Raw genomic sequence first — 24,620 nt, forward strand, 5'->3', positions numbered from 1 at the left:
CGTCGCCACCGGAGCAGCAGCCCGCACCGCCTCGACCGCAGCCCGCGCCGCCACCCACGCCGGCCGCGCCCTCGACCCCATGACCCACGTCGCCCGGGGCACCTCCGCCGCGTTCTCGGCCCTGCGCGTTCCCGACCTCACCGCCCACCTCGCCGCCATCAACGCGATCGACGCCACCCGCCTGCCCGACAACGCCGGCTACCGCCTCCCCGACGGCACCACCATCCCGCCCAACCCCACCCTCGACGACCTCCCCCTCGGCACCGCCACACTCCGGCTCGACGACAGCACCATCCTCATCCCCCACAACCCCGCCATCACCACCCCTGGCATCATCATCGACCCCCTCGGCAACACCCGGCTCCTCCCTGACGGCACCCTCACGGACCAGGGCGGCAACGTCCTCCCACGCAGTGGCACCGCTGGACCCCACGTCACTGGTCCCTCCCCGCGAGAACCGGAGTTCGTCGGCTCCGAGCCGAGCAGTATGGCTGAATTCTCCGCCGCTGGTCGCGCGACGAACGTCGAGGTCCGGTTCGGTATCGGTGGCGGAGATGCGGTCGATGTCAGCGATGCGGAGACCGGGGGTGCCGACATAGCTCGTGCGGACGAGCCAGGAGGCATGGGTGCTGACACGAACGGCTCACACGCCGGGTCGGGGGACGTGCCAAGTGATATGGGAACGGGCGGCCCATCGGCCACAGCGGAATGGTTCGATGGGCGAGGCACGCCAACGCCCCGACCACAGACGCACGGGCTGGGAGACAATCACCCAGGGTTCTCGATGATGGCCCAGAATGACCCGTTCTACAGAAATGCTCTCAACATCAGCCCACTCGATGGGCACTACGATGTCGTTGCCCACGGTGATCCGCATCACACGTACATGCACGCTGCGGACGGAAGGAGGATATCTCCTCGGGAGCTGGCTCAGATTATTCGGAATCAGGCGGACTATGCGCCAGGTTCGCCCATCAGACTGCTGTCCTGCAACACTGGTCACATGAACGGGACGTTCGCCCGCAGACTGGCGCAACACCTGGGAGTTCCGGTCATCGCGCCTGATGGATATCTCTACAGCACCGCCCTTGGACGCATGGGCATCCACGGCGAACTCAGGAGAGTCTTTCCTTCGCAGGTACCCGATCTCCCAGGAAGCTTTCATCGATACCATGTTGACGGCACGGTCGAAGAGCTTGAACGATCCGAATGGGCCGTCGAATAGGAGCCATGTTCAGCTATGAAGGTACTCCCCGTCTTCACCGAGATCGAACCGGGGGCCTCGGAGCCTTTTCCTCAGGTGTCGCTGAGAGATCGACTTGGCGCGCTTGATTCTTCGCTCCGTCAGCCACTGTCCGATTATCTTGTTGGATGCACCCCGTTGGTGGCGACCGGCAACGTGCCTGATCCTCTCGACGACACCAAGGGTTATGTTGTTCCTTTTGGGCTTTCCACTGACGGGAGTTGGGTGTGGCCCACGTACTGGGGATATTTCGTCCTGGAGTACGGGGTTGAAGTTCCGGATGATTTTCTCGCACACGTTCGCTTGGCGGACTTCGTGCCTGTTGACCTACCGCCCGGTGATATTGAGCGCGTCACTGAGGAACTTGAGCGCGGAATCTAGCCAGGCGCCCAAGGACCGTGAACTGCTCGGCCTGCGAATGCGGTCGTCTCGTGGCCTTTCAAACTGCGAGAGCGCAAGGCCAAAGGTCTTTACCAGCCCAGGCCCTCGTGAAGTTTGGTCGCCGATGCGGGCGGACGGCGCGTCGCATCGTCGCCAGATAGACAGAAAGTGAGGATTCATGCTCTCCAAAGAAGAAGCCATCAGCATGGCGGAAGACTATTTGCGCGAGGTTTTCACCCTCGACCAGCAACCTTGGACACCCGTGATGGAACCCGACTCTTGCACCGAGTACGACCACCTATGGGCCGTTCCATTTGACACGCAGGAACACATTGACACGGGGGACATCCAGCAAGCCCCGCTCGTCCGAGTCGTCGCTGTTCCGAAAGACGGATCGAGAATTCATTTCCCACCGACAGCCATTCCTGCTGACGATTATTTTCGGCAGTTTCAATCCGACCACTAGAAAGATTTTTCGAAGGGTGGACAGCCTGAAAGTCGGCGCCGCCCAGGTGAGCGGGCGTAGGAATCACCCGCGACGGACGCGGTTCGCCACGTGGAGCACGCGGTCGCCCTGGATCACCGTGTGGGGTCCTCCAGCAGGTGGTGGGCGTCGACCGAGCCGAAGTACCGCTTGCCCGTGCCGATGACGACGGGCACGACGTCCATCGCCACCTTGTCGACCAGAACCGAGGGCGAACGTCTGGCCGCCGACATCGCCCGCCGCCACGGCCACGGTGCGGTCCTCTCCCGCCGGCTCCTTCGCCAGGGCGACCTCCCGGGTCACGTCGTCCACGAAGTGGTAGTGCGGCGCCTCAGGCTGCCAGCCTCGACGGACACAACGTTGTACATGACGACCTTGCTCATCACATCTCCCGAGCGGATTCCGTGGGTTCGGGCGAACCCTCCGTCGAGGTAGACCGGGCGCCGCCCGCGAGCTCGTCGCCCCGCCGCCCGGGGACATCGACCCGCCAGGCCGTGCGAGAACGGTGAGGTAAGGTTTGCCTAACCTCATGAGCGAGGTGTGAGAGGCGTGCCGGGAAGCGGTTCCGGGAGAGTGGGGAGCGTGGCGTGGACAGCAGCGGCCGTGAGCGGGGACGTGGGCTGCGCCCGCTGCTGCTGGTGGCCTCGCTGCTGGTCCTGCTCGCGCTGCTGAGCCTGCTGTCGTTGGCGCTCGGCGCCCGCGACATCCCGCCCGGCCAGGTGCTGAGCACGCTGCTCGGCGACGCGCCCGACCGGACCGTCGAGGACGTCGTGATGGACGCCCGGGTGCCACGCACCGCGCTGGCGCTCGCGACCGGCGCGGCGCTCGGCCTCGCGGGCGGCCTGATGCAGGCGTTGACGCGGAACCCGCTGGCGGATCCCGGCATCCTCGGGGTCAGCGCGGGCGCGGCGTTCGCCATCGTCGTGGCGACGGCGGTGCTCGGGCTCGGATCGGTCGGCGGTTACGTCTGGTTCGCGTTCGCCGGGGCGCTGCTCGCCAGCGTCGGGGTGTACCTGCTGGGCGGCGTCGGCCGCGCCGGACACAACCCGGTGAAGCTCGCGTTGGCCGGCGTCGCGGTCACGGCGATGCTGACGTCGCTGACCAGCGCCGTCGTACTGACCGAGCCGGAGACGCTCAACCGCTTCCGCTTCTGGAACGCCGGCACCCTCGCCGACGCCGAGCCCGACCAGCTGCTGTCCGTGGCGCCGTTCCTCCTCACGGGCGCGCTGCTGGCGCTCGCCTGCACGCCCGCGTTGAACAGCATCGCCCTCGGCGAGGACGTCGCGAAGGCCCTCGGCCGCCGCACCGGCCTGATACGCGTGACGGGCGTGGCGGCGGTGACGCTGCTGACGGGGGCGGCGGTCGCGCTCATCGGGCCGGTCGTCTTCATCGGGCTCGTCGTGCCGCACGTCGCCCGCGTCCTCGCGCAGGCCGCCGGCATCGGACCGGACCACCGCTGGCTGCTGCCGGTCGCGGCCACGCTCGCGCCGTGCCTGCTGCTGGCCGCCGACATCGCGGGGCGGCTGATCGCGCGGCCCGTGGAGGTGCAGGCCGGGGTGCTGGTCGCGTTCGTCGGGGGCCCGTTCTTCGTGGCGCTCGTCCGCCGGCAGCGGCTCGCGGAGGTGTGAGCGGTGGGGGAACCCGTCACGAAGGTGACCGAGGCGGACGAGGCGGCCAAGGCCGTCACGGCGGACGAGGTGGCCGTGGCTGCCAAGGACACCGAGGTCGCCACGGCGGCGGCGCCCGTGCCCGAGGTGCCGGGCAGGCGGACGTTCCGACTCGACCGGCCGCCCGTCTCCGGGTACCTGCGCCCCCGTCAGCTCGTCGTCTGCGCCACGCTGGCCGCCGCCGTCCTCGTCCTCTTCTGCGTCGGGATCTCCGTCGGCGACGTGTCGATCCCGCTCCCCGACGTGGTGCGCGCCCTCGCCGGCACCGGGGACCTCAACACCTGGCTGGTGGTCCACGAGTTCCGGCTGCCGCGCGCCCTGACCGGGCTGCTGGTCGGCGTCGCGTTCGGCATCTCCGGCGCCGTCTTCCAGACCATGACCAGGAACCCCCTCGCCAGCCCCGACATGATCGGCATCACGCAGGGCGCGGGCGCGGCCGTCGTCGGCGGCATCGTGCTGGGCTGGGGCAGCGGCCTGGGCACCCAGACCCTCGGGCTGCTCGGCGCCCTGACCACGGCGCTGCTGATCTACGCCCTCGCGTGGAAGCGCGGCACCACCGGGTACCGGATCGTGCTCGTCGGCATCGGCGTGGCCTGGGTGTGCACCAGCCTCACCGACTACCTCACGGCGCGCGGCGGCGCGATGCAGGCCCAGGCCGCCCTCGGCTGGCTGGTGGGCAACCTCAACGGCCGCACCTGGGACCACGTCACGCCCCTGTTGTGGTCGACGGCGGTGCTGGTGCCCGCCGCGCTGCTGCTGAGCCGCTGGACCCGCACGCTCCAGCTCGGCGACGACGTCGCCGTGGCGCTCGGCACTCCCGTGCAACGGCTGCGGCTGGCGCTGCTGCTGACGGGCGTCGGCCTCGTCGCGTTCGGCACGGCGGCCGGCGGGCCGATCGCGTTCGTCGCCCTCGCGGCGCCTCAGATCGCGCAGCGGCTCACGCGCGCCGCCGCGCCGCCGCTGGTGGCCTCGGGGCTGACGGGCGCGTTCGTCGTGCTCTTCTCCGACCTGGTGGCCAGGGAGCTGCTCACCGACACCGAGCTGCCGGTCGGCGTCGTCACCGGGGTGCTGGGCGCCCCGTTCCTGCTCTGGCTGCTCATCCGCGTCAACCGCGCCGGCTCGGGAGGCTGAGATGTCGTCCACACCGCCCCACGGACAGGACCCCGACGGACCTCACCCGGAGCTGCGGGCCGACGGCCTGCGGCTGGCCTACGGGGACCGCGTCGTCGCCGATGGCCTCGACCTCGCGGTGCCGCCCGGCCGCGTCACGGCCATCGTCGGCGCCAACGCCTGCGGCAAGTCCACGCTGCTGCGCGCCCTGGCCCGCCTCCTCGCGCCGAAGGACGGCGCCGTCCACCTCGACGGCCGCGCCCTGCACGCCATCCCCACCCGCGAGCTGGCGCGGCGGCTCGGCATCCTGCCGCAGGCGCCCGTCGCGCCCGAGGGGCTGACCGTCATCGACCTCGTCAGCCGGGGTCGTTCGCCGCATCAGACGTGGTGGCGGCAGTGGTCGCGCGGCGACGAGGACGCCGTCCACGCGGCGCTCGCGGCCACCGGCATGACGGAGCTGGCCGGCAGGGCCGTCGACGAGCTGTCGGGCGGGCAGCGGCAGCGGGCGTGGATCGCGATGGCGGTGGCGCAGGGCACGCCCGTGCTGCTGCTGGACGAGCCGACGACCTACCTCGACCTGGCCCACCAGATCGACGTGCTCGACCTCGTCACCGACCTCAACCGGCGCGAGGGCCGCACCGTGGTGATGGTGCTGCACGACCTCAACCAGGCGTGCCGCTACGCCGACCACCTCGTGGCGATGAAGGCGGGACGCGTCGTCGCCGAGGGGACGCCCGGGGCGGTGATCAGCGAGGAGCTGGTGGCGGAGGTCTTCGGGCTGCGCTGCCGGGTGGGGCCCGACCCGGTCAGCGGCACCCCGATGGTGATCCCCGTCAGCCGGCACCACGCCGAGAACCTCACGAAGGACGCCCGGCCCGCGCCCGCACCCGCACCCACGCCCGCCTAGGCCCGGTCCGGACCTTCTGGGCCCTCTGGACCCTCTGGGCCCCCGTACGTTCTGGACGTCACCCCGGTCGGAGGCGCACGGCCCCGGCCGCGACGCGGCTGGCTGTCGAAAGGAGGGAAGCCCGTGTCGCTGGGACTCGGACCCGTCGCGCACCGCAGCGTGGAGGTCGACGGCGTCGAGATCTTCTACCGCGAGGCGGGGCACCCCGACGCCCCGGTGCTGCTGCTGCCGCACGGCTATCCCGGGTCGTCCTTCGTCTACCGGCACCTGCTGCCCGCCCTCGCGGACCGGTGGCGCCTGATCGCCCCGGACCTGCCCGGGTTCGGCTACAGCGGCACCCCCTCCCCGGACGACTTCGGCTACACCTTCGACGCCTACGCGGACTTCCTGTTCGACTTCACCCGGGTGATGCGGCTGGAGCGGTACGTCATCTGGCTGCACGACTACGGTTCGCAGTTCGGTCTCCGGCTCGCGATGCGCGAGCCCCGCGCGGGTGGCCGGCCTGGTCATCCAGAACGGCGACATCTACGAGGACGCGTTCGGACCGAAGTACAACGGTCTGCGGAGGTTCTGGAACGATCCCGGCCCGGAGTCGCGGCGAGGCATCGCCGGGCACGTGAGCCCTGACGGGTTCCGCGACGAGTTCGCCGGCGAGCTGCCGTCCGAGGTGGCCGACCGCGTCCCCCCGGACCTGTGGACCCTCCACTGGTCCCTGATGTCCGACCCCGCACGGATGGCCAACCTCGTCCGGCTCCTGGAGGACCAGCCCACCACCCTGGCCTGGTTCTCCCGGCAGCAGGCGTACCTGCGCGAACACCGGCCGCCGGCCCTGATCGTGTGGGGCCCGCGCGACGGCTACATGCCCGAAGCCGCCGCCCGCGCCTACCTCCGCGACCTTCCCGACGCCGAGGTGCACCTGCTCGACGGCGGACACTGGCTCCTGGAGACCCACCTGGCCGAGGTGGTCCCTCTGGTCCGCGACTTCCTGGACCGGGTGCACTCGCCCGCCGCCACGGCGTAGGTCCCACCCGGACGCGCAGCCGCACGGGCCGCGCCGGTCACGGCCCGCGCCCGCTACGGCCCGCGCCCGCTACGGCCGGGCCGTCAGGTAGCCCCCCATCGTCCGGAAGTAGTCCGTCGCGCGGTGCTCCGTGCCGTCGTCCGTGCGCACCCGCCGCACCAGCAGCCCGTGGCCCCGCCCGGTGCGCGCGTCCGCCCCGGCCACGATCACGACGCCCGCCTCGTCGCCCTCCCCCTCGCGGATGAAGATCCGCCCCGGCGTGCCGCCGTACCGGCCCTCCGACACCGCCGCCGCGAGGATCCTGATCCGCCGCCCCCGGTGGAAGGTGAACGCGTTCGGGTACGGGTCGGACTGCGCGCGCACCAGGCGCTCCAGGTCGGCGGCCGGCCACGTCCAGTCGATGCGGCTGTCCTCCTCCGACCGCTTGTGGAAGAACGACGCCCGCGTCCGGTCCTGCGGGATCCACACCGCCCGGCCCGTCGCGATCAGCTCCAACGACTCCCGCACCACGGGGCCGATCAGCTCGACGGTGCGGTGGAAGAGGTCGGTCGCGGTGTCGTTCAGCCCCACGGGGACGGCGCGCTGGAGCAGGATGTCGCCGGCGTCGAGCGTGGCGTCCATGCGGTGGGCGGTGACGCCGACCTGCCGTTCGCCGTTGATGAGGGCCCAGATGAGGGGCGAGAAGCCGGCGTAGGCGGGCAGCAGCGAGTCGTGGACGTTGAGGGTGCCGTGCGGCGGCAGCTCGTAGATCTCGGGGGGCAGCCAGGTGCGCCAGTTGTTGGCGACGATGATCTCCGGCGCGGCGTCGCGGAGCGTGTCGAGCAGTTCCGCGTCGGTGGGGCGCTGGCGCAGCAGCACGGGAACGCCGTGTTTGGCGGCCAGTTCGGCGACGGAGTCGTCCCAGATCCTCTCGTAGGCGTGGTCGCTGCGCGGGTGGGTGACGACGAGCGCCACCTCGTGCCCGGCGTCGAGGAGTGCCTGGAGGGTGCGGTAACCCCAGGTCTGGTAGCCGAACATGGCGACCCTCATGCCGTCAGTTCCCTTCTGCCGTCTGCCGTTCCGCCGTCTGCCGTGCGACCGTCTTGCAAGGTTAGGCTAACCTTACCTACGATCGGCCGGGTTCCCCACCGAGGAGGCATCGCCGCGTGCACCGAGATCCCGACACCGTCGACTCCGACGCCGTCGACTCAGACGCCGTCGACTCAGACGCCGTCCACGACGTCCTGGGCCTGGGCTTCGGTCCCTCCAACCTCGCCCTGGCCGTCGCCGTCGAGGAGCACAACCGGCGCCTGCCCGACGGCGCACGCCCCCTGTCGGCCGGCTTCCTGGAGATGCAGCCGCGCTTCGGCTGGCACCGCGGGATGCTCCTGGAGGACGCCACCATGCAGGTGTCCTTCCTGAAGGATCTCGTGACGCTGCGGAACCCGACGAGCGACTTCTCCTTCGTCAACTACCTGCACGAGAAGGGTCGACTGGTCGACTTCCTCAACCAGAAGACGTTCTTCCCGCTCCGCATCGAGTTCCACGACTACTTCGAGTGGGCGGCGGCGCGCCTCGCGCACCTCGTCGAGTACGGCGCCGAGGTGCTGGCCGTCGAGCCCGTCACCGGCCCGGACGGCCGGATCGCCTTACTGGACGTCACCAGCCGGGACCCCCGCCACCCCGACGACCCGAGCCGCACCGTCACCCGCCGCGCCCGCAACGTCGTCCTCGCCACCGGCCTCGAACCGCACCTGCCGCCCGGCACGGTCCTCTCCCGCCGCGTCCTGCACACCAGCCAGCTCCTCACCCACACCTCCCCCGAGCAGCCGGTGCGCCGCGCCGTCGTCGTCGGCGCCGGGCAGAGCGCCGCCGAGGCCGTGGACCACCTCCACCGCACCTACCCCCAGGCCGAGATCTGCTCCGTCTTCGGCAAGTACGGCTTCACCCCCGCCGACGACTCCCCGCTCGCCAACCGCATCTTCGACCCCGAGGCCGTCGACCTCTTCTACGACGCCCCGTCCGGCGTGAAGCGGTCCCTCCTCGACTACCACCGCTCCACCAACTACTCGGTCGTCGACATGGACCTGATCGAGTCGCTGTCGGCGACGCTCTACCGCGAGCGGGTGCAGGGCAGGCAGCGGCTGCGGATGCTGAACGTCTCCCGCGTCCGCGACGTCACCGAGGACCCCGCCACGGGCCTCACCGTCACCGTCGAGGCCCTCGCCACGGGCGAGCGGGAGGTCCTCGACGCCGAACTGCTCGTCTACGCCACCGGGTACCGGCCCCGCGACCCGGCGGCCCTGCTCGGCGACGTCGCGAAGCTGTGCCTGCGCGACGAGGAGGACGCCGTCCGCGTGGGCCGCGACCACCGCGTCGTCACGGCCGACCACCTCACCGCGGGCGTGTACCTCCAGGGCGCCACCGAGCACACCCACGGCCTGACCGCCACCCTCCTGTCCCACACCGCCGTCCGCGCCGGCGAGGTCCTCGACTCCCTCCTCGCCCACGCACCCGCCAGCCGCCCGGCCCACCCGACGGCGGTCTGAGCCCGTCGACCACCGGGCCGGCGCGCGGGCTGGCGGGCGGTCCGCCGGGCGCGCGCCGGGACGATGATGTTCTTGTCATCCCTTCGAGTGAAAGCCGCCCGACGGCGGAGCGTCGAGGCTCGCGGCATGACTAGGGTCTGCCTGCCGTTTCAGCCTGCTCCCAACCACTGAGGGGAACATCGCCGTGCGCCTTCGATCCGCCCTGGCCCTGGCCACCCTGACGCTCGCCGCCGTCTCCGCCGGCGCGTCCACCGCGACCGCCGCGACCGCCGCCGAGCAGTCCGACGAGAAGCCCATCGACTCCACGATCACCCTCACGATCGAGTCCGTCACGGAGATCGACCCCGTCCTCGTGGTCGGCTGTCTCGCGGAGGCGGCGGCTTCCCCCGTCGCGCCCGAGGCGGCGCTGGTCGAGTGCCTCACCACGTGACGACCGTTCGCCCCACGGCACGGCACCGGCGCTGTCCCCACCGGTGACCGCCACACGACGCGCGAACCCCGAGAGGGCCCCACGCACCCCGTCGGGGCCCTTCCTCGTACGCGCCCAACCCCGCACACGCCACCCGGCCCGCCCATCGGCGGTCTGAGCTCATCACCACCCGAACCCGACGTTCACTCCCACGTGCGCCGAGCCGGTCCTGTGCGAAGGCATGAGACCCATGCTGAGAGCTCGCCCGGGAAGGACCCCGCATGGCTCTGCCCGTCGACCCTCACCACGACGATCCACCGGTCGACGAACCGGACCCCGCACTCGACCCCGAGGAGGTCGTCCTTGAGGTCGCCGCGAGCCTTGAGGTACCCGACGGCCATCGGGTGGAGGTCGTCGGCGGAAGGATCACCGTGACCCGACCAGCCGACGGCGACCACGCCGTTGCCCTCGACGCGCTGGGCGACGCGCTCAAGGCCGCCGGAGCACCACGCGAGGGGCTGCGCGTGCTCCAGGGCCTCGGTCTGTACCTGCTTCCGGGCGAGAAGGGCTTCGCGGTCCCGGACCTGGCGGTCGTGGACGACGCCTTCCGGAACCGCCAGCTGTCCTACAACTGCTTCGCCCCGGACGTCTTCCGCCTGGTCGCCGAGGTCACGTGTGACGACTGGCGAGACGACCTCGGCCCCAAGGTCACCGCCTACGCCACCGTCGGCGTTCCCGTCTACGTCGTCGCGGACCGCAGGCACGGCAAGGTGCTCGTGCTGAGCCGGCCGCACGAGGGCGGCTACCAGACGACGGCGGAGTACCTGCCGGGGGACACGGTGGAGATCCCCGGTCCGCTGCCGTGCAAGATCGCGGCCGACGAGCTGTTGCAGCACTCCTGACCTTCCACCGCTGGCCCCTCGCGCCACTGGGCCAGGGCAGTTGGCTCCCCATCACGGATGGCCACTGCTATCGTGCCTCGCCCCGTTCCCGGATCGCGCAGAGTCGTCGGGGAGGTCCGTGTGAGTCACCTGCGGAAGCTGGCACGTGTGGTCTGTGGCGCCGCCCTCGGCGTCGCGCTGGCCGTCACCACGAGCCAGGTCCTCACCGACAACGGGGTGAGCTGGGCCTGGCTGTACGTGTCCCTCGCCGTGGCGGTGCTGGCCGCGCTCCTCGCCACGCCGGCCGCCCCCGCGCCCCGCACGGCCACCGGCCGGCGCGGCGTGTACCTGCGGCAGTTACGCGCCAGCGTCGAGGAGATGGAGATCGTCGGCATCGTCACGCAGAGCGAGTTCGTGCTGCGGACGCGCGAGGTGTACGTGGACGTGAGCCTGGCGCGCAGGCCGCGCCACGAGACGGCCGGGGAGCCCTACGTGGGCACGGTGCCCACACCCGCGGCGGGCGAACGCCGGACGCTGAGGTCGTTCCTGACGGGCGACGCGAGCCGCGTCCTCGCGGTCATCGGCGGCCCCGGCACCGGCAAGACCACCCTGGCGCGCCGCACCGCCCTGGACCTGTGCGCCAGCCCGTGGTGGCGGTTCTGGGACCGCGCGTCCCTGCCGATCCTGCTGTACCTGCGCGACCACAGGGAGATCGCCGAGGCGGAGCAGCCGCCCAGCCTCGCGGAGGCGGCGGCGTCGGCGGGCTGGCTGCACGACAGGGTGCCCGCCACCTGGCTCGACCGCCGCCTCGACGGCGGCGGCTGCGTGGTGCTGCTGGACGGCCTCGACGAGGTCGCCGACGAGGCCCAGCGCGGCAGGGTGGTGGCGTGGGTGAAACGCCAGGTCGAGCGGTACCCCCACAACCGGTACGTCGTCACCTCCCGCCCCCACGGCTACGACACCAACCCGCTGCCCTCGGCAGAGGTGTTGCAGGTGCGCCGCTTCACCGGCGAGCAGATACGGCGCTTCCTGCACGGCTGGGAGTACGCCACCGAACGCCGCGCCACCGAGTCCGCCGAGGCCCGTGTCAGGGAGGTGGCGGCGCGCAAGGCCGAGGACCTGCTCGGCCGGCTCAGGGACCGGCCGGCCCTGTACGACCTGGCCGCCAACCCGCTGCTGCTGACCATGATCGCCAACGTGCACCGCTACCGTGGCCAGCTCCCCGGCAGCCGCGCGGCGCTGTACGGCGAGATGTGCGACGTGCTGCTCCACCGCCGCGCCGAGTCCCGCAACCTCGCCAACGCGACGGGCCTGCGCGGCCCGCAGAAGGAACGCGTGATGCGGCACCTCGCGCTGGCCATGATGACCAGCAGGGTGCGCGACATCCCGTCCGAGGCCGCCCACCGGGCGATCCGGGGGCCGCTGCGGCAGGTCTCCAGGGACGTGGAGTCAGGCACCTTCCTGGAGGAGGCGCGCAGGAGCGGCCTGCTGGTGGAGCGCGAGCAGGGGGTGTACGCCTTCGCGCACCTCACCATGCAGGAGTACCTCGCCGCGGCCCAGATCGGTCAGCGGCCGGAGCACGTCCAGCTGCTGACCGATCACGTCGACGACCCCTGGTGGCGCGAGACCACCCTGTTGTGGGCCGCCACCGCGGACGCGAGTCCCGTCATCGACGCGTGCCTGGCCGCCGGCACGGTCCGTGCCCTGGCGCTGGCCTTCGACTGTGCCGAGGAGGCGGAGGCGGTCGACCATGCCCTCCGCGCCCGGCTCGACGAGCTTCTCGCCTCGCCCGAGACGCGGGATCCGGACCGTCGGCGGCTCGTCGCGGGCGTGACGGCCGCCCGAAGTCTGCGCGAGACCATCCCCGTCGGTGACGCCGCCCTGTGCGCCCGGCCGGTCTCCGGTGGCCTGTACGCCCTGTTCGCGCGCGAGGAGCAGGAGGCGGGACGCCAGGCTCCCGCCGGCTACCGCACCGACGCGCGGCACTCTGGCGGGCCGGCCGCCGACGCGCCGGCCGTCGGGATGTGGGCGGGCGACGCCGAGCGCTTCGTCTCCTGGCTCAACGACCTGTTCCACGGGGAGACGACGTACCGACTGCCCACCGCCGAGGAACTCGCCGACGCCGCCGTTGACCTGGTGGTCCCCGACCGCACCCGCCACACCGTCTGGATGTCCTCCGACGGCCGGGGCCCTCGGCTCTACCAGCCCGACGGCGCTCCCTGGCCCTACACGCCCGATCCCTCCGGGCTGAGTCGACGCCTCGTGGACGACCGGTCTCGGGCCACCCCGTACCTGCGCCTGGCCCTCATGGACCGCCCCGACCTGGAACGAGCGGTGAAGTACTGGAGCGTCTTCTCCGTGGCCCTCCACCGTGCCCCGGAGTTCGCGACCAACCCCGAGCTCCGCCCACTCGAACTCGCCCTCGTTCTCGCTCTCGCCCGGACTCTCGCCCACGCCCTCGCCCGTACCAACGACCTCACCCTCGCCCTCACCTTCGCCCGCGCCCTCACCCACGCCCTCGACCACGCCCACGACCTCGCCCGGACTCTCGCCCACGCCCTCACGCCCGCCCTCACCCACGCCCACGCCCTCGCCCGCGCCCTCACCCACGACCTCGACCACGCGCACGACCTCAACCTCGACCGCGTCCTCGACCTCGACCGTTTCCTCGACCGCTTCCTCGACCACGACCACAGCCTCGACCTCGCCCTCGCCCATGCCCTCGCCCTCGACCACGCCCACGCTTTCGACCTCGCCCTCGCCCTCGACCTCGCCCAAGGCCACGACCACGCCCGCGCCCTCACTCACGACCTCGACCACGCCCTCAACCTCAACCTCGACCACGCCCTCGACTACGCCCTCGACCGCGACCGTGCCTTCGGCCTCGCCCTCGACCTCGCCCCAGAAGCTGACGCAGAGCCGCTGTCGATCGCTGTCGTTGGCTTCCGTCTGCTCCTCACCAGGTGGAGACCCTCGATTCGTGGACGGAAGGGTCTGCTCACGGACTTCGACGCCTCCCTCTCACGGATCGTCTCCGAGGCGCCTCAGCCCGCCGCTCTCCCCTCGGAGAGTCCTCTCGTTCCGATTCGACGAGTCCGCGATCTCCTCGGCAGCCAGCTCAACGGCGCTCACGTCGACCCCCGACTGGTCGACGCGCGCTTCCTGGTGGACCGCGTCCACGAGCTGATCACGCCGTTCCTGGGGAGGACGTCGCCCGTCGACCCGACGCACCTGGCCTGTGCGCGCATCGGTCTTCTCGCCGCGATCACGCTGCTGCGCGAGTCCGGTCATGAGGGCGCCGAACCGCTGGTAGGCGCGTTGCTGGGGCTGATTGCCCTTCAGGAGCGGGCGGACGGGGTTCTCGCGCCCAACGAGCTGCTCCTGCTCGTCCGCGCCTGAGAGTCGACCGGCAGGGCCAAGGGCTAGCGCAGCAGGGCGCGGACCAGGCGGGTGAACGCCTGGCGTGCGCACCAGGTGGCCGGGGCGTCGAGGAGGCGCGGTGTGCCGCGCAGGTGGGCCTCCTCGCGCCACAGCACGCGGGAGCCCTCGCCCGAACCAGGCCCCCGCCCCGGGTGGACCTCGATCTCGGCCCAGCCGGTGATGACCCGGCCGCGTTTCTCCATGCGGCAGAAGCCCACCCCGCCCCCACCGTCGTCGGGCGGCGGTGACCAGGCGACGACCTCCATCGGGTCGTCGAAGCCGAGACGCCCCATCCCCGTGCGCGCCACGACCACCGTGCCCAGCCCGGTCGGCCCTGGCGGCCGGACGCTGAGCCGGGTCAACGGCGCGTGCGCGCTGTGCCGCCGCCAGTCCGTCAGGCGCCGCCACGCCTCGGCGGCGGGCAGCGCGGACTCCTGTTCGACGAGGAAGACGGCCACGGCCGGATCGTAGTGCCCGGATCGCGGTGGATCACGGTGCCCGCCCGTGCACCGCCCGCGTGCCGGCCGTGCACCTGGCCGTGCCCCATCGTGCACCCGGCCGTGTACCCGCGTGTACGGACACGTCAGACAAGCATCGCGTTCATGACATGAGACCCAACCGCGCGTACAGTCAAGGGAGTTGCCGCGTACACGCACCACGCACCACCGGTCCCACCACGCGGCACCGCCCCACCGCGCACGGCACCCCACGTCGTCGCGCGCTCCCCCACCCCCCACGTCCCCCCCATCACCCCCACTCCCGAGGAGAAGCATGCTGTTCAAGCGCAGCGCCGTTCGCCGTGCGGCCGTGGCCCTGGCCGCCGTGGCGATCGCCGGTGGCGGGGCGTTGGTCGCCCCGGCGACCGCCGGCGCCGAGCCGTCGACACGCATAGTCGGCGGGACCCCCACCACGACCGAGGAGTACCCGTACGTCGTGCAGGTCACGGATGCGGCGGAGAACCAGTTCTGCGGCGGCACGCTCGTGACGCCGACGAAGGTCGTCACCGCCGCCCACTGCGTCGACTGGACCACCGAGGAGGACATCCTCGTCGTGGCGGGCCGCACCTACCTGGCGGGCAGCGACGGCACCGTCGCCGAGGCGAGTGACGTGTGGATCCACCCCGACTACGACGCCAACGAGATCACCGCCGACGTCGCGGTGATCACCCTCGCCGAGGAACTGCCCTACGCGACGCTGCCGGTCGTCTCGTCGGACGACACCGACATCTACGGAGAGGGCAGCCCCACCCGCCTCCTCGGCTGGGGCTACACCAGCGAGCAGGGCCAGTCCTCCGACCAGCTGCTGACCGCCGAGGTCCCGCTCGTGTCGGACGCGGACTGCGAGGACGCGTACGGCAGCTGGTTCATCCCCGAGGCGCACGTCTGCGCCGGGCTGCCGGAGGGCGGCGTCGACACCTGCCAGGGCGACAGCGGCGGGCCCTTCGTGATCGACGGCGTGCTGGCCGGCGTCGTGTCCTGGGGCAACGGCTGCGCCCGGCCGGGGAACCCCGGCGTCTACACCCGGCTGACGACGTACGCCGACGACGTCGCCGCGCAGCTCGGGCTCGCGGCGCCCAACGCCGCCGGTACGGCGACGAACTGACGTCACATCACGGAACGGGCTCAGATCGGCGATCGGACCGAACTGGGCCCGTTTCCGGAGAACCGCCGCCAATCCCCCTGCGTCTCCAGATACCACGTGACCATCACGTGAGTATGGTGTGTGCGCCACATTGCTGGCCATGAACGAAGGAGACGCATGCCCAACCGGTTCCGTCGCCGTGCCAGGGCGGTCCTCGCCCTGGCCGCCGCCGCCATCGCCGCCGCCGGGGTGCTGACCGCCGCGCCCGCCGCCCAGGCCGACGAGGCGTCCACCCGCATCGTGGGTGGCACGATCACCACCACCGACCGGTACCCGTACGTCATGCAGATCACGGACGCCGACCGGTACCAGTTCTGCGGCGGCACGCTCGTGGCGCCGAACAAGATCGTCACCGCCGCCCACTGCGTGGACTGGGTCAGCGACCCCGGCGAGATACGCGCCATCGGCGGACGCACCTACCTCGACGGAACCGACGGGACCGTGCGCCGCGTGACCGACGTCTGGGTCCACCCGAACTGGAACCCGGACCGGCTGCGCAACGACGTCGCCGTCCTCACGCTGCTCAAGCCCATGCCGTACGACGCGCTGCCGATCGCCTCGTCGACCGACACGCACCTGTACGAGGAGGGCCGGATCAGCCGCATCCTCGGCTGGGGCACCACGAGCGAGGGCGGCTGGTCCTCCAACCGGCTGCGCACCGCCCGCGTCCCGGTGGTCTCGGACGTGGACTGCAAGGACTCCTACCCGGTGCGGTACCACGCCACGTCGATGGTCTGCGCCGGCGTGCCCGAGGGCGGCGTCGACACCTGCCAGGGTGACAGCGGCGGGCCGCTGGTCATCGGCGGGCGGCTGGCCGGCATCACCTCGTGGGGCAACGGCTGCGCCCGCGAGGGCTACCCGGGCGTCTACGCGCGGATGACCACCTTCTCCGACGCGGTGGCCGCCCAGATCGCGTCCTGACCAGCGGCGCCGAGCAAGCGCCACCACACGCCGGCCGCGTCCCGACGTGCGCCGGCGCCCGTCGCGCCGGATCATGGGCCCATGCTGCTGGCCGAGCTCGCGCAGACCTCGCGGGAGGTGGCCGCCAGCCGCGCCCTCTCCCACAAGACCGCCGCGCTCGCGCGGCTCTTCGCCGACGCCGGGCCCGAGGAGGCGCCGGTGGTGATCACCTACCTCTCCGGGCGGCTGCCGCAGCGGCGCCTGGGCGTCGGGTGGGCGGCGTTGCGCGACGTGATGGCGGAGGTGGAGGCGCGCGGTCCCGCGCCCACGCGACCAGAGCTGACGGTCCTCGGGGTCGACGCGGCGCTGGAACGGGTCGCCGCGGTCAGGGGCGCCGGCTCGGGCGCCACCCGGCGGCGGCTGATGGGCGAGCTGTTCGCGGCGGCGACGGCGGAGGAACGGGACTTCCTCGCCCGGCTGGTCAGCGGGGAGTTGCGGCAGGGGGCGCTGGACGCGCTGGCCGTGGAGGGGCTGGCGGCGGCCGTGGGGGCCGACCCCGAAGAGGTGCGGCGGGCGGTGATGCTCGGCGGCTCGCTCGGGGCGGTGGCGCGGGCGGTGCTGGCGGCGTACGAGCGGGAGGCGGCGGCGGGGACGGCGGGGGCGACCGGGGCGGCGTCGGTGGCGTCGGTGGCGTCGGCCCTGGGCGCGTTCCGGCTTGAGGTGGGGCGGCCGGTGCGGCCGATGCTGGCGCAGAGCGCGAAGAGCCTCGACGAGGCCCTCGACCGTCTGGCGCCGGGCGCGGTGGTGGTGGAGGAGAAGCTGGACGGCATCCGCGTGCAGGTCCACCGGGAGGGGGAGGACGTGCGGATCTACACGCGGACGCTGGACGAGATCACGGGCCGGCTTCCGGAGGTGCGGGCGGCGGCGATGGAGCTGGGCGCGGCGCGGGCGGTGCTGGACGGGGAGGTCATCGCCCTCGACGAGGACGGGCGCCCGCGGCCGTTCCAGGAGACGGCCGGCCGGGTCGGGACCCTGCTCGACGAGGCGGGCGCGGGCGAGGGGCCGGAGGGCGGCGCCGGCGGCTCGGCGGGGGTGCTGCCGCTCTTCCCCGTCTTCTTCGACCTGTTGGCGGTCGGCGACCGCGAGCTGCTGGAGCTGCCGGCCGAGGAGCGCCACGCGGAGCTGGCGCGGCTGGTGCCGGCCGAGCGGCGGGTGCGGCGCGTGGTCGTCGACGATCCCACGGACGCGGGCGCGCGGGCGGCGGCGCGGGAGTTCGCGGAGGCGGCGCTGGCGCGCGGGCACGAGGGCGTGATGGTGAAGGCCCTGGCCGCGCCGTACGGGGTGGGGCGGCGCGGGGGCACGTGGCTGAAGGTCAAGCCGGTCCACACGCTGGACCTCGTGGTGCTGGCGGCCGAGTGGGGCCACGGGCGGCGCGCGGGCAGGCTCTCCAACCTGCACCTGGGGGCGCGGCGGGCCGACGGCTCGTTCGCGATGCTCGGGAAGACGTTCAAGGGGCTCACGGACGCCGTGCTGGAGTGGCAGACGGAGCGGCTGCTCGATCTCGCCGTCGACGAGGGGGACGAGGGGAACGAGGGGGAGGGCGGCGGCGGGCGGTGGGGCGTGCGGGTGCGCCCCGAACTCGTCGTGGAGATCGCCTTCGACGGCGTGCAGCGCTCCACGCGGTATCCGGAGGGCGTGACGCTGCGGTTCGCGCGGGTGGTGCGGTACCGGGAGGACAAGGCGCCCTCCGAGGTCGACACGGTCGAAACGGTACGCGCGCTGCTGCGCTGAGTCACGGCACGGCCCCGTTGCGCGATCGTGGCGGCTTCGTTATGCCGCGAGGGCAACGATCGCCGGGGTTCGGGGGGTCTAAGGGGTGAGGTCCGATGGGAAGTGTTTTCCCCGGTGCCGTCGTGTCGTGTCAGGAAATCAGGGGGATCAATGCGTACCGCTCTTCGCATGAGCCGCATGAGCCGCATGAGCCGCGTGACCCGTGGAGGTCGCGAGAGCCGCGGGGTTCGCGGGATGGCCGTGGCGGGGGCCGTGGCCGTCGCCGTGCTGGTGGCCGGGTGCACCGCGGAGGGCACCGAGCCCAGCGGCGAGCAGACCGGCGGCACCGAGCAGACGGAGGGCCCGCGCGGCGACGACGGCGAGGGCGCCCAGCCGGACGGCGGAGCCGAGACCGAGCCCGTCGACGAGGTTCTCTTCCAGCGGGGCGACACCTCCGACGAGGTCCGCGAGCTCCAGGCGCGCCTGGCCCAGCTCGGCTTCTTCGCCGCCCAGCCCACCGGCTTCTTCGGGGACGTCACGTTCGGCTCGGTCTCGGAGTTCCAGCGGGCGGAGGGTCTGGAGGTCTCGGGCGAGGTCTCCACGTCGACGTGGGACGCGCTGACCGGGCAGACCGAGACGCCCACCCAGGAGGAGATGTTCCCGCCGCAGCCGGTGTTGGACTACGGCGAGAGCTCGGACCAGGTGCGCGAGTTGCAGGCCCGGCTCGCCCAGCTGGACCACTTCACGCAGAACCCCACCGGGTACTACGGCGAGGTCACCGCCGCCGCCGTCAGCGCGTTCCAGCAGGCGGCGGGCCTGGAGGACACCGGCACGGTCTACGAGGACACGTGGTCGGCGCTGACCAGCCAGACCGAGACGCCCACCCAGGACGAGATGTTCCCGCCGCTGGACGTGCCGGAGGCCGAGCCCGCCCAGGTGCTCGACGAGCGCTGCCTCACGGGCCGGGTGCTGTGCATATCGAAGACGTCGAACTCGCTGTCCTGGGTGATCGACGGAGAGGTCCAGGCGACGATGGACGTCCGCTTCGGCGCCGCGGACACCCCCACCCGCGAGGGCGAGTTCGAGGTGTACTGGAAGTCCCGCGACCACCACTCGACGCTCTACGACACGCCGATGCCGTACGCGATGTTCTTCGACGGCGGCCAGGCCGTCCACTACTCGGCGGACTTCGCGGCCAACGGGTACAACGGCGCCTCCCACGGCTGTGTGAACGTCCGGGACGAGGGCGCGGTCGCCGCCCTCTTCGACGAGGTGAACGAGGGCGACAAGGTCATCGTCTACTGGTGAGCGAGCACCGCGGGCGGTGACGGCCGGCCGCTGAACGGTGAGCCGGGGGTGGCGTCGCGGATCGTGGCGCCACCCCCGCCGCGCTGCCGGCCGTCGGCCACCAGCCGTCGACCGTCGGCCGGCAGCCGTTCCCGCGCGTGTCACTCCTGCACGTCGGGAATGCAGTCCTCGTCGGGTGCGGTGCCCTCCGGCCAGGCCAGGTCGACGAACCGGATGCTCTGCGTCTCCGGGTCCAACTCGACCACGGCCACGGCCTTGTTGTGGGGGGTGCCGTAGCGGTCCAGGCAGATCCAGCCGCCCGCGCCCTCGACGCGGTGGTCCCTCCCGTGCAGGCGCAGCCAGGCGTTCTCCACGTCGTCGAGGGACGGGATGACGTTGTTGCTCCCCGCGGCGTTGCGCACCCCCTGGATCGCGGTCCTCACGGCGTCGTACATGACGATGGCGCGCGAGTCGTCCAGGCGCACCTCCCGCTCCATCCCGGCCTCCTCGATCACCTCGGTCAGCTCGTGGAAGTCCGCGGCGGATCCTCCGGTGGCCGGCGGGCTGCCGGTGGTCCACGCGTCGGGGTGGGTCACCGTGGTGTACCGGACGGTGATGCCGCCCTCCAGCGCCGACCAGTCGAGCTGCTCGTCGGTGATGAGGGTGGAGGCCCCGGAGATGGTGACGACCGTGTAGTCCTTCTCGTCGCAGCCGCGCTGGCCGAGGGCGTTGACGAACATCCGGAGCTGGACGTTGCGGCCCGCGAAGTAGATCGTGTCGACGCCGTCCATGTCGCAGACGGTGTTGATCATCTGCCGGAAGTCGTTGGCGAGGTTGGCCTCGTCGTTGATGTCGTCCGGCGAGCGGAACGGCTGGGGGATGTGCGGGCTGCCGCTGGTGTGCTCCCGGAAGACCTCGCTGAGGGACCGGATGTAGTTGTCGTTCTGCCGCAGGTCCTCGACGAGCAGGGTGCGCTCGGGCGCGATGTCCTCGTAGAGGGAGGCCAGCGCCTCGGCCTGGTCGCTGTTGTCCGGCACCACCTTCACCAGGCCGGGGTAGGCGTCCGGCGTGTCCGGGCCGTTGGCCAGGTCGTCGGCGGTGAGCGGGCCGACCACCATCGGCAGGTTCGCCTGGTTGGTGAGGTAGCGGATGGCGGCCTCGGTGTTGCCGGTGCTGACGTCGAAGCCGGTGACCACGCGCAGCCGCTCCTCCGGCGAGCGGGCCATCTCGGCGAGCCGCTCGGCGGCGGGCCGCCACTGTTCGCTGGCGCGGCCGGCGTTGGCCAGCACCAGCCGGATGGCGGGCCGTTCCTCCTGCTCGTTGGCGTGGAGCTGCGCGAGGTGCGCGCCCTGCACCTCCCGCCGCATGTGGCCCTGCTCGATCGGGTCGTCCGAGGTCAGCGGCAGGATGAAGGCGACGGTCACGTATGGGACCGGGTCGTTGGCGCGCTCGGACTGGCGGACGACGTCGTCGTTCTCGCGGGCGATGCGGGCGGAGATCTCCGCCAGGTAGGGCGCGAAGACGTACGAGCCGTCGGTGACGCCGACGCACTCCTCGTGCGGGCCGTGCCGCTCGACGCCGGGGCCGCAGGAGGTGTCGGGCCGGCTCCTGTCGATGACGACGACCACGCCGTAGGCCAACAGCCCCGCCAGGAGCGCGCCGACGACCGTCCACTGGAGCGGCCCGCCCGGCGGCGGCCACACGCTCGCCCACAGGCGTCGTAAGAAGCCTTTCATCGGTGTGTCCCTCCCGGTGTCGGGTCCGGTGTCGGGCCCGGTGTCGGTATCGGCAGCTCGGGCGCCTGGGTTCCGGCCCTCAGCGCCTCGGGCCATGCGGTCTCGGCCCGCCGGAGGACGCCGTCGGGGTCGGCACCCGGCTGGGTGCGCAGCTCCCGCAGGGCGTCCCCGACGTCGGTGACGTCGTCCTCGGCGGGGGTGAGGGCCAGCGGGTCGGACAGCCGCCACACGGCGCGGACCAGCCGTTCGATCCACAGCAGCGCCCGGTCCGTCGTCGAGGCGTCGGGCGGCGCGCCGAGGTCCTCGTCGTGCCGTGGCGCGGCGCAGACCAGGTTCACGCTCGTCAGCCAGTCGGACGGCGTGAGGTGGGTGAGGAGCTCGTGCAGGCCGGCGGCGACGGTCTCCGTGTGGCCGAGGGCGAGGGCGTGGTGGAGGCGGGCGACGCGCGGCGGGTCCCCCGGTGCTTCCGCCGACCGTTCGGCGAGCACGGCGTGGGCGGCCCGTGGGTCGGCGAGCCGTCGCAGCAGCAGCGCGCGCAGCGCCCGGTCGGTGACGAGGGGGGCGGCCGGCTCGGGCCAGGGGTCGCGCCGCCAGTGCCGGCCCCGCAACTCGGCGGCGACGTTGCCGAGCCGGCGCTCGGCGTCGGTGTCGGTCTGCGGCCTGGGCGAGCCGTGCCGGCGCAGCAGCCGCAGCGCCTCGGCCTCGTCGAGGGCGACGGCGACCAGGGCCATGTCGGCCAGGCGCACGCGCAGCTGGCCGGGGAGCAGCAGGTCGAGGAGGCGGTCGGCGACGGGCTCGGGGCCGTCGGCGCAGGGGAGGGTCAGCAGCCGCGCGCCGGAGAGGGGCTCGGGGGTGGCGCCGGATCTGAGTCGGGCCACCGCCGCCTCCATCAGGACGCGGGCGCAGCCGGCGCGCCCGCCGCTGAGCCGGTCGATGACGCGTTCCAGGCCGTCGGGGTAGGGCGCGACGCCGAGGCGGTCGCGGAGCATGTGGCGGATGCCGTTGTCGCGCACCTCGTTCATGCCGAGGCGGAGGATCCAGCCGTCGGTGGCGCGGCGCCACGGTTTGTCGCCGCGGGCCTCCTCGAAGGTGCGGCCGGCGGTGGAGTCGCCGAGTTCGGTGGCGACGATCACCGGGTGGACGGGGTTCGCGCCGTCCTCGCCCGAGGCGACGAAACGGTTCTTCAGGAGGTCGAGGAGGCGTGGCCCGGTCTCGGCGTGGACGTTGTCGAGCAGGACCAGCGGCAGCGCGGTCCTGCTGCCCGCCTGGACCGCGCCGTAGTGCTCGTCGATGTCGTCGAGGAACGCGGCCACCAGGTGTTCCTCGGCCTCGCGGCGCCGCGCCCCCATCGTCTGGAAGTCGACGGCCAGGCCGACGAGCCGGTCGACCCCGTCACCCTGGCCCGGCAGCTGCTCGCGCCACCAGCGCACCGGGCCGCGGGCGCGGAGGGCCAGCAGCTGCTTCCTGGCCGTCTCCAGCGTGGGCTGGACGAGGACGTCCAGCCCGGGGACGACGGCCGCGAGGTTGACCGCGACGGCGGTCAGCCACGCCTCCAGCAGCTCCCTGCGGCGGCGGGCGTTGGCCTGCGCCGCCATGATGAACGCGTACAGCTCCCGCTGGGCCTGGAGCAGCCCGGCCGGCGCGACGCCCCGGCCGCCGCCGTCCTCGTCGGGCACCCAGGCGGTGGCGACGAGCAGGCCGAGGGAGAGGCGCGGGAAGGTGAGGCCGCCGCCGCGGGTCCGCAGGCCGAGGTTGTACCGCAGGAGGTAGAGCAGGTGGGTGAGAGGGGAGGCGGTCCGCGTCGGGGCGAGGTTCTGCCCGGCGAGCTTCCGGTCGCCGAGGTCGGGCGCCGCCAGGTCCGCGCGGGCGAGCGGCAGCCGGCCGTTGTAGGCGTCGAAGAGGGCGGTGAGCAGGGCGGTCTTTCCGCTGGCCCGGCCGCCGCTGACGCAGACCACGGGGCCGCAGCCGCCGAACGCCGGCTTGGTCCGCTGCTCCCACAGGGCCGCGCGCCGGAGGGGCAGGCCGACGAACTGGGGCACGAGCCCCTCAAGTAACTCCCGCTGTCCGTAGAGATCCTCGCTCATCAAACCCCCGCAGGCGTGGTGTTGCGAAGAACATCGGCGCAGGGACCCGTACGTTACACATCACACCCACGCACTGATCACGTCTCGCCCCCTCCCCCAGATAATTGGCCGATGCGGTACATCATCATCGGCGCGGGCGCCGTGGGCGGCACGATCGGCGGACGGTTGTTCGAGAGCGGTCACGAGGTGGTGCTCGTGGCGCGCGGCGCGCACCTCGCGGCGCTGCGCGAGCGGGGCCTCACCCTGCGGACCCCCGACGGTACGCGCACGCTGCGGGTGCCGACGGCGGCCGGCCCCGAGGAGGCGGCGCCCAGACCGGGCGACGTGCTGGTGCTCGCGGTGAAGCTGCAACACGCGGTCGACGCGCTCGACGCGTGGGCGCCCTACGCGCGGGAGGCCGGCGGCCTGCCGCTGCTGTGCGCGCAGAACGGCGTGGCCGGCGAACGGCTGGCGCTGCGCCGCTTCTCCCGCGTCTACGGGGTGTGCGTCTGGCTGCCCTCGGAGCACCTGCGGCCGGGCGAGATCACCGCGCCCTGCGCCCCGCTCACCGGCATGCTCCACCTCGGCCCCTACCCCGAACGGCCTGCACGGTCTGATGGGTCCGACCGCCTCGACCCGGCGGACGAGGCCGTCCTGCGGCCGATCGCGGCCGACCTGGAGGCGTCCCACTTCATGGCGCCCGTCGTGCCCGACGTCATGCGGTGGAAGTACGCCAAGCTGCTGCTGAACCTCGCCAACGCCGTGGAGGCCGTCACCGGGCCGAACCCCGAGCTCGTGCGACGGGCCCGCGCCGAGGGCGAGGCGGTGCTCGCCGCCGCCGGCATCGCCCACACCGGCGAGGCGGAGCAGGCCGCGCTGCGCGGACGGCGGATGGAGATCCAGCCGCTGGGCGAGCTCGGCACGGGCGCGGGGGGCGGCTCGTCGTGGCAGAGCCTGCGGCGCGGCAGCGGATCGATCGAGGCGGACTACCTCAACGGCGAGATCGTGCTGCTCGGCCGCCGCCACGGGGTGCCGACGCCGGTCAACGAGGCGCTCCAACACGCGGCCAACGACTTCGCCCGCCAGGGCCGCGAGCCGTCCTCCCTCGCGCCCGAGGAGTTCGCCGCGCTCATACCCACGCCGTGAGCCCCTGAGCCCCGTGGCGTGCGTGG

The 24,620-nt window shown here is 72.6% G+C and carries 20 protein-coding genes and 2 pseudogenes; 17 read left to right on the forward strand and 5 right to left on the reverse strand.

What is annotated here, in order from left to right; all coding sequences use genetic code 11:
• The 3 genes and pseudogenes from ACTWP5_RS28665 to ACTWP5_RS28675 form a co-directional block, all read left to right on the forward strand.
• Positions 1 to 1,225: pseudogene (locus ACTWP5_RS28665) on the forward strand (hypothetical protein); the annotation flags it as partial.
• Between the two features lie 15 nt (positions 1,226 to 1,240).
• Complete coding sequence (locus ACTWP5_RS28670; protein WP_443224063.1) at positions 1,241 to 1,624, forward strand: hypothetical protein; 384 nt, start codon at positions 1,241 to 1,243, stop codon at positions 1,622 to 1,624.
• Between the two features lie 178 nt (positions 1,625 to 1,802).
• On the forward strand, positions 1,803 to 2,090 hold the full coding sequence (locus ACTWP5_RS28675; RefSeq protein WP_443224064.1) for a YrhB domain-containing protein: 288 nt from the start codon (positions 1,803 to 1,805) through the stop codon (positions 2,088 to 2,090).
• A gap of 63 nt (positions 2,091 to 2,153) precedes the next feature.
• On the opposite strand, the pseudogene ACTWP5_RS28680 reads toward ACTWP5_RS28675, so the two are convergent.
• Positions 2,154 to 2,456, reverse strand: a pseudogene (locus ACTWP5_RS28680) (dihydrofolate reductase); the annotation flags it as partial.
• A 239-nt stretch (positions 2,457 to 2,695) separates the two neighbouring features.
• On the opposite strand from ACTWP5_RS28680, the gene ACTWP5_RS28685 reads away from it, so the two are divergent.
• The 5 genes from ACTWP5_RS28685 (at position 2,696) to ACTWP5_RS28705 (ending at position 6,813) form a co-directional block, all read left to right on the forward strand.
• On the forward strand, positions 2,696 to 3,736 hold the full coding sequence (locus ACTWP5_RS28685; protein WP_443224065.1) for a FecCD family ABC transporter permease: 1,041 nt from the start codon (positions 2,696 to 2,698) through the stop codon (positions 3,734 to 3,736).
• 117 nt (positions 3,737 to 3,853) lie between these two features.
• Positions 3,854 to 4,906, forward strand: coding sequence for a FecCD family ABC transporter permease (locus tag ACTWP5_RS28690; RefSeq protein ID WP_443224101.1), 1,053 nt, complete (start codon positions 3,854 to 3,856; stop codon positions 4,904 to 4,906).
• Between the two features lies 1 nt (position 4,907).
• The gene (locus ACTWP5_RS28695; RefSeq protein WP_443224066.1) at positions 4,908 to 5,792 is read left to right on the forward strand and encodes an ABC transporter ATP-binding protein; all 885 of its coding nucleotides are present in this window, start codon (positions 4,908 to 4,910) and stop codon (positions 5,790 to 5,792) included.
• A gap of 123 nt (positions 5,793 to 5,915) precedes the next feature.
• Positions 5,916 to 6,419 (forward strand): alpha/beta fold hydrolase, encoded by a 504-nt coding sequence (locus tag ACTWP5_RS28700; RefSeq protein WP_443224067.1) that lies wholly within the window; start codon positions 5,916 to 5,918, stop codon positions 6,417 to 6,419.
• Positions 6,409 to 6,813 carry an alpha/beta fold hydrolase gene (locus ACTWP5_RS28705; protein ID WP_443224068.1) on the forward strand — a complete coding sequence of 135 codons (405 nt, stop codon included), beginning with the start codon at positions 6,409 to 6,411 and terminating at the stop codon, positions 6,811 to 6,813. The genes ACTWP5_RS28700 and ACTWP5_RS28705 overlap by 11 nt, the downstream gene beginning before the upstream one ends.
• 69 nt (positions 6,814 to 6,882) lie before the next feature.
• On the opposite strand, the gene ACTWP5_RS28710 is transcribed toward ACTWP5_RS28705, so the two are convergent.
• On the reverse strand, positions 6,883 to 7,842 hold the full coding sequence (locus ACTWP5_RS28710) for a methionyl-tRNA formyltransferase (protein ID WP_443224069.1): 960 nt from the start codon (positions 7,840 to 7,842) through the stop codon (positions 6,883 to 6,885).
• A gap of 116 nt (positions 7,843 to 7,958) precedes the next feature.
• Between ACTWP5_RS28710 and ACTWP5_RS28715 the strand changes: the two genes are divergently transcribed.
• From ACTWP5_RS28715 to ACTWP5_RS28730, 4 genes are all read left to right on the forward strand, one after another.
• A complete protein-coding gene (locus tag ACTWP5_RS28715) occupies positions 7,959 to 9,341 on the forward strand; it encodes a lysine N(6)-hydroxylase/L-ornithine N(5)-oxygenase family protein (RefSeq protein ID WP_443224070.1) in 1,383 nt (460 codons plus the stop codon).
• A gap of 184 nt (positions 9,342 to 9,525) precedes the next feature.
• The gene (locus ACTWP5_RS28720; protein ID WP_443224071.1) at positions 9,526 to 9,771 is read left to right on the forward strand and encodes a hypothetical protein; all 246 of its coding nucleotides are present in this window, start codon (positions 9,526 to 9,528) and stop codon (positions 9,769 to 9,771) included.
• A 260-nt stretch (positions 9,772 to 10,031) separates the two neighbouring features.
• Complete coding sequence (locus tag ACTWP5_RS28725) at positions 10,032 to 10,652, forward strand: Uma2 family endonuclease (protein ID WP_443224072.1); 621 nt, start codon at positions 10,032 to 10,034, stop codon at positions 10,650 to 10,652.
• Between the two features lie 120 nt (positions 10,653 to 10,772).
• Positions 10,773 to 14,030 carry an NACHT domain-containing protein gene (locus ACTWP5_RS28730; protein ID WP_443224073.1) on the forward strand — a complete coding sequence of 1,086 codons (3,258 nt, stop codon included), beginning with the start codon at positions 10,773 to 10,775 and terminating at the stop codon, positions 14,028 to 14,030.
• A 23-nt stretch (positions 14,031 to 14,053) separates the two neighbouring features.
• Here ACTWP5_RS28730 and ACTWP5_RS28735 read toward each other — a convergent pair whose 3' ends face one another.
• Positions 14,054 to 14,509, reverse strand: coding sequence for an SRPBCC family protein (locus tag ACTWP5_RS28735; RefSeq protein ID WP_443224074.1), 456 nt, complete (start codon positions 14,507 to 14,509; stop codon positions 14,054 to 14,056).
• 313 nt (positions 14,510 to 14,822) lie between these two features.
• Here ACTWP5_RS28735 and ACTWP5_RS28740 point away from each other — a divergent pair, with 313 nt between their 5' ends.
• From ACTWP5_RS28740 to ACTWP5_RS28755, 4 genes are all read left to right on the forward strand, one after another.
• Positions 14,823 to 15,653 (forward strand): S1 family peptidase, encoded by an 831-nt coding sequence (locus ACTWP5_RS28740; RefSeq protein WP_443224075.1) that lies wholly within the window; start codon positions 14,823 to 14,825, stop codon positions 15,651 to 15,653.
• Between the two features lie 156 nt (positions 15,654 to 15,809).
• Positions 15,810 to 16,613: a S1 family peptidase gene (locus ACTWP5_RS28745; protein WP_443224076.1), complete on the forward strand. Its 804-nt coding sequence runs from the start codon at positions 15,810 to 15,812 to the stop codon at positions 16,611 to 16,613.
• Between the two features lie 81 nt (positions 16,614 to 16,694).
• Positions 16,695 to 18,383, forward strand: coding sequence for an ATP-dependent DNA ligase (locus ACTWP5_RS28750; RefSeq protein WP_443224077.1), 1,689 nt, complete (start codon positions 16,695 to 16,697; stop codon positions 18,381 to 18,383).
• Between the two features lie 234 nt (positions 18,384 to 18,617).
• Positions 18,618 to 19,670: a L,D-transpeptidase family protein gene (locus ACTWP5_RS28755; protein WP_443224078.1), complete on the forward strand. Its 1,053-nt coding sequence runs from the start codon at positions 18,618 to 18,620 to the stop codon at positions 19,668 to 19,670.
• 140 nt (positions 19,671 to 19,810) lie between these two features.
• Here ACTWP5_RS28755 and ACTWP5_RS28760 read toward each other — a convergent pair whose 3' ends face one another.
• Both ACTWP5_RS28760 and ACTWP5_RS28765 read right to left on the reverse strand, forming a co-directional pair.
• Complete coding sequence (locus ACTWP5_RS28760) at positions 19,811 to 21,385, reverse strand: ABC transporter substrate-binding protein (protein ID WP_443224079.1); 1,575 nt, start codon at positions 21,383 to 21,385, stop codon at positions 19,811 to 19,813.
• Positions 21,382 to 23,469, reverse strand: a complete 2,088-nt coding sequence (locus ACTWP5_RS28765; protein WP_443224080.1) for a hypothetical protein — start codon at positions 23,467 to 23,469, stop codon at positions 21,382 to 21,384. Before ACTWP5_RS28765 ends, ACTWP5_RS28760 begins: the two co-directional genes overlap by 4 nt.
• 111 nt (positions 23,470 to 23,580) lie before the next feature.
• Here ACTWP5_RS28765 and ACTWP5_RS28770 point away from each other — a divergent pair, with 111 nt between their 5' ends.
• On the forward strand, positions 23,581 to 24,594 hold the full coding sequence (locus tag ACTWP5_RS28770) for a ketopantoate reductase family protein (protein ID WP_443224081.1): 1,014 nt from the start codon (positions 23,581 to 23,583) through the stop codon (positions 24,592 to 24,594).
• The last annotated feature ends 26 nt before the right edge of the window (positions 24,595 to 24,620 follow it).

This window comes from Streptomyces sp. 4N509B, from assembly GCF_052245655.1.
Classification (GTDB): Bacteria; Actinomycetota; Actinomycetes; order Streptomycetales; family Streptomycetaceae; genus Streptomyces.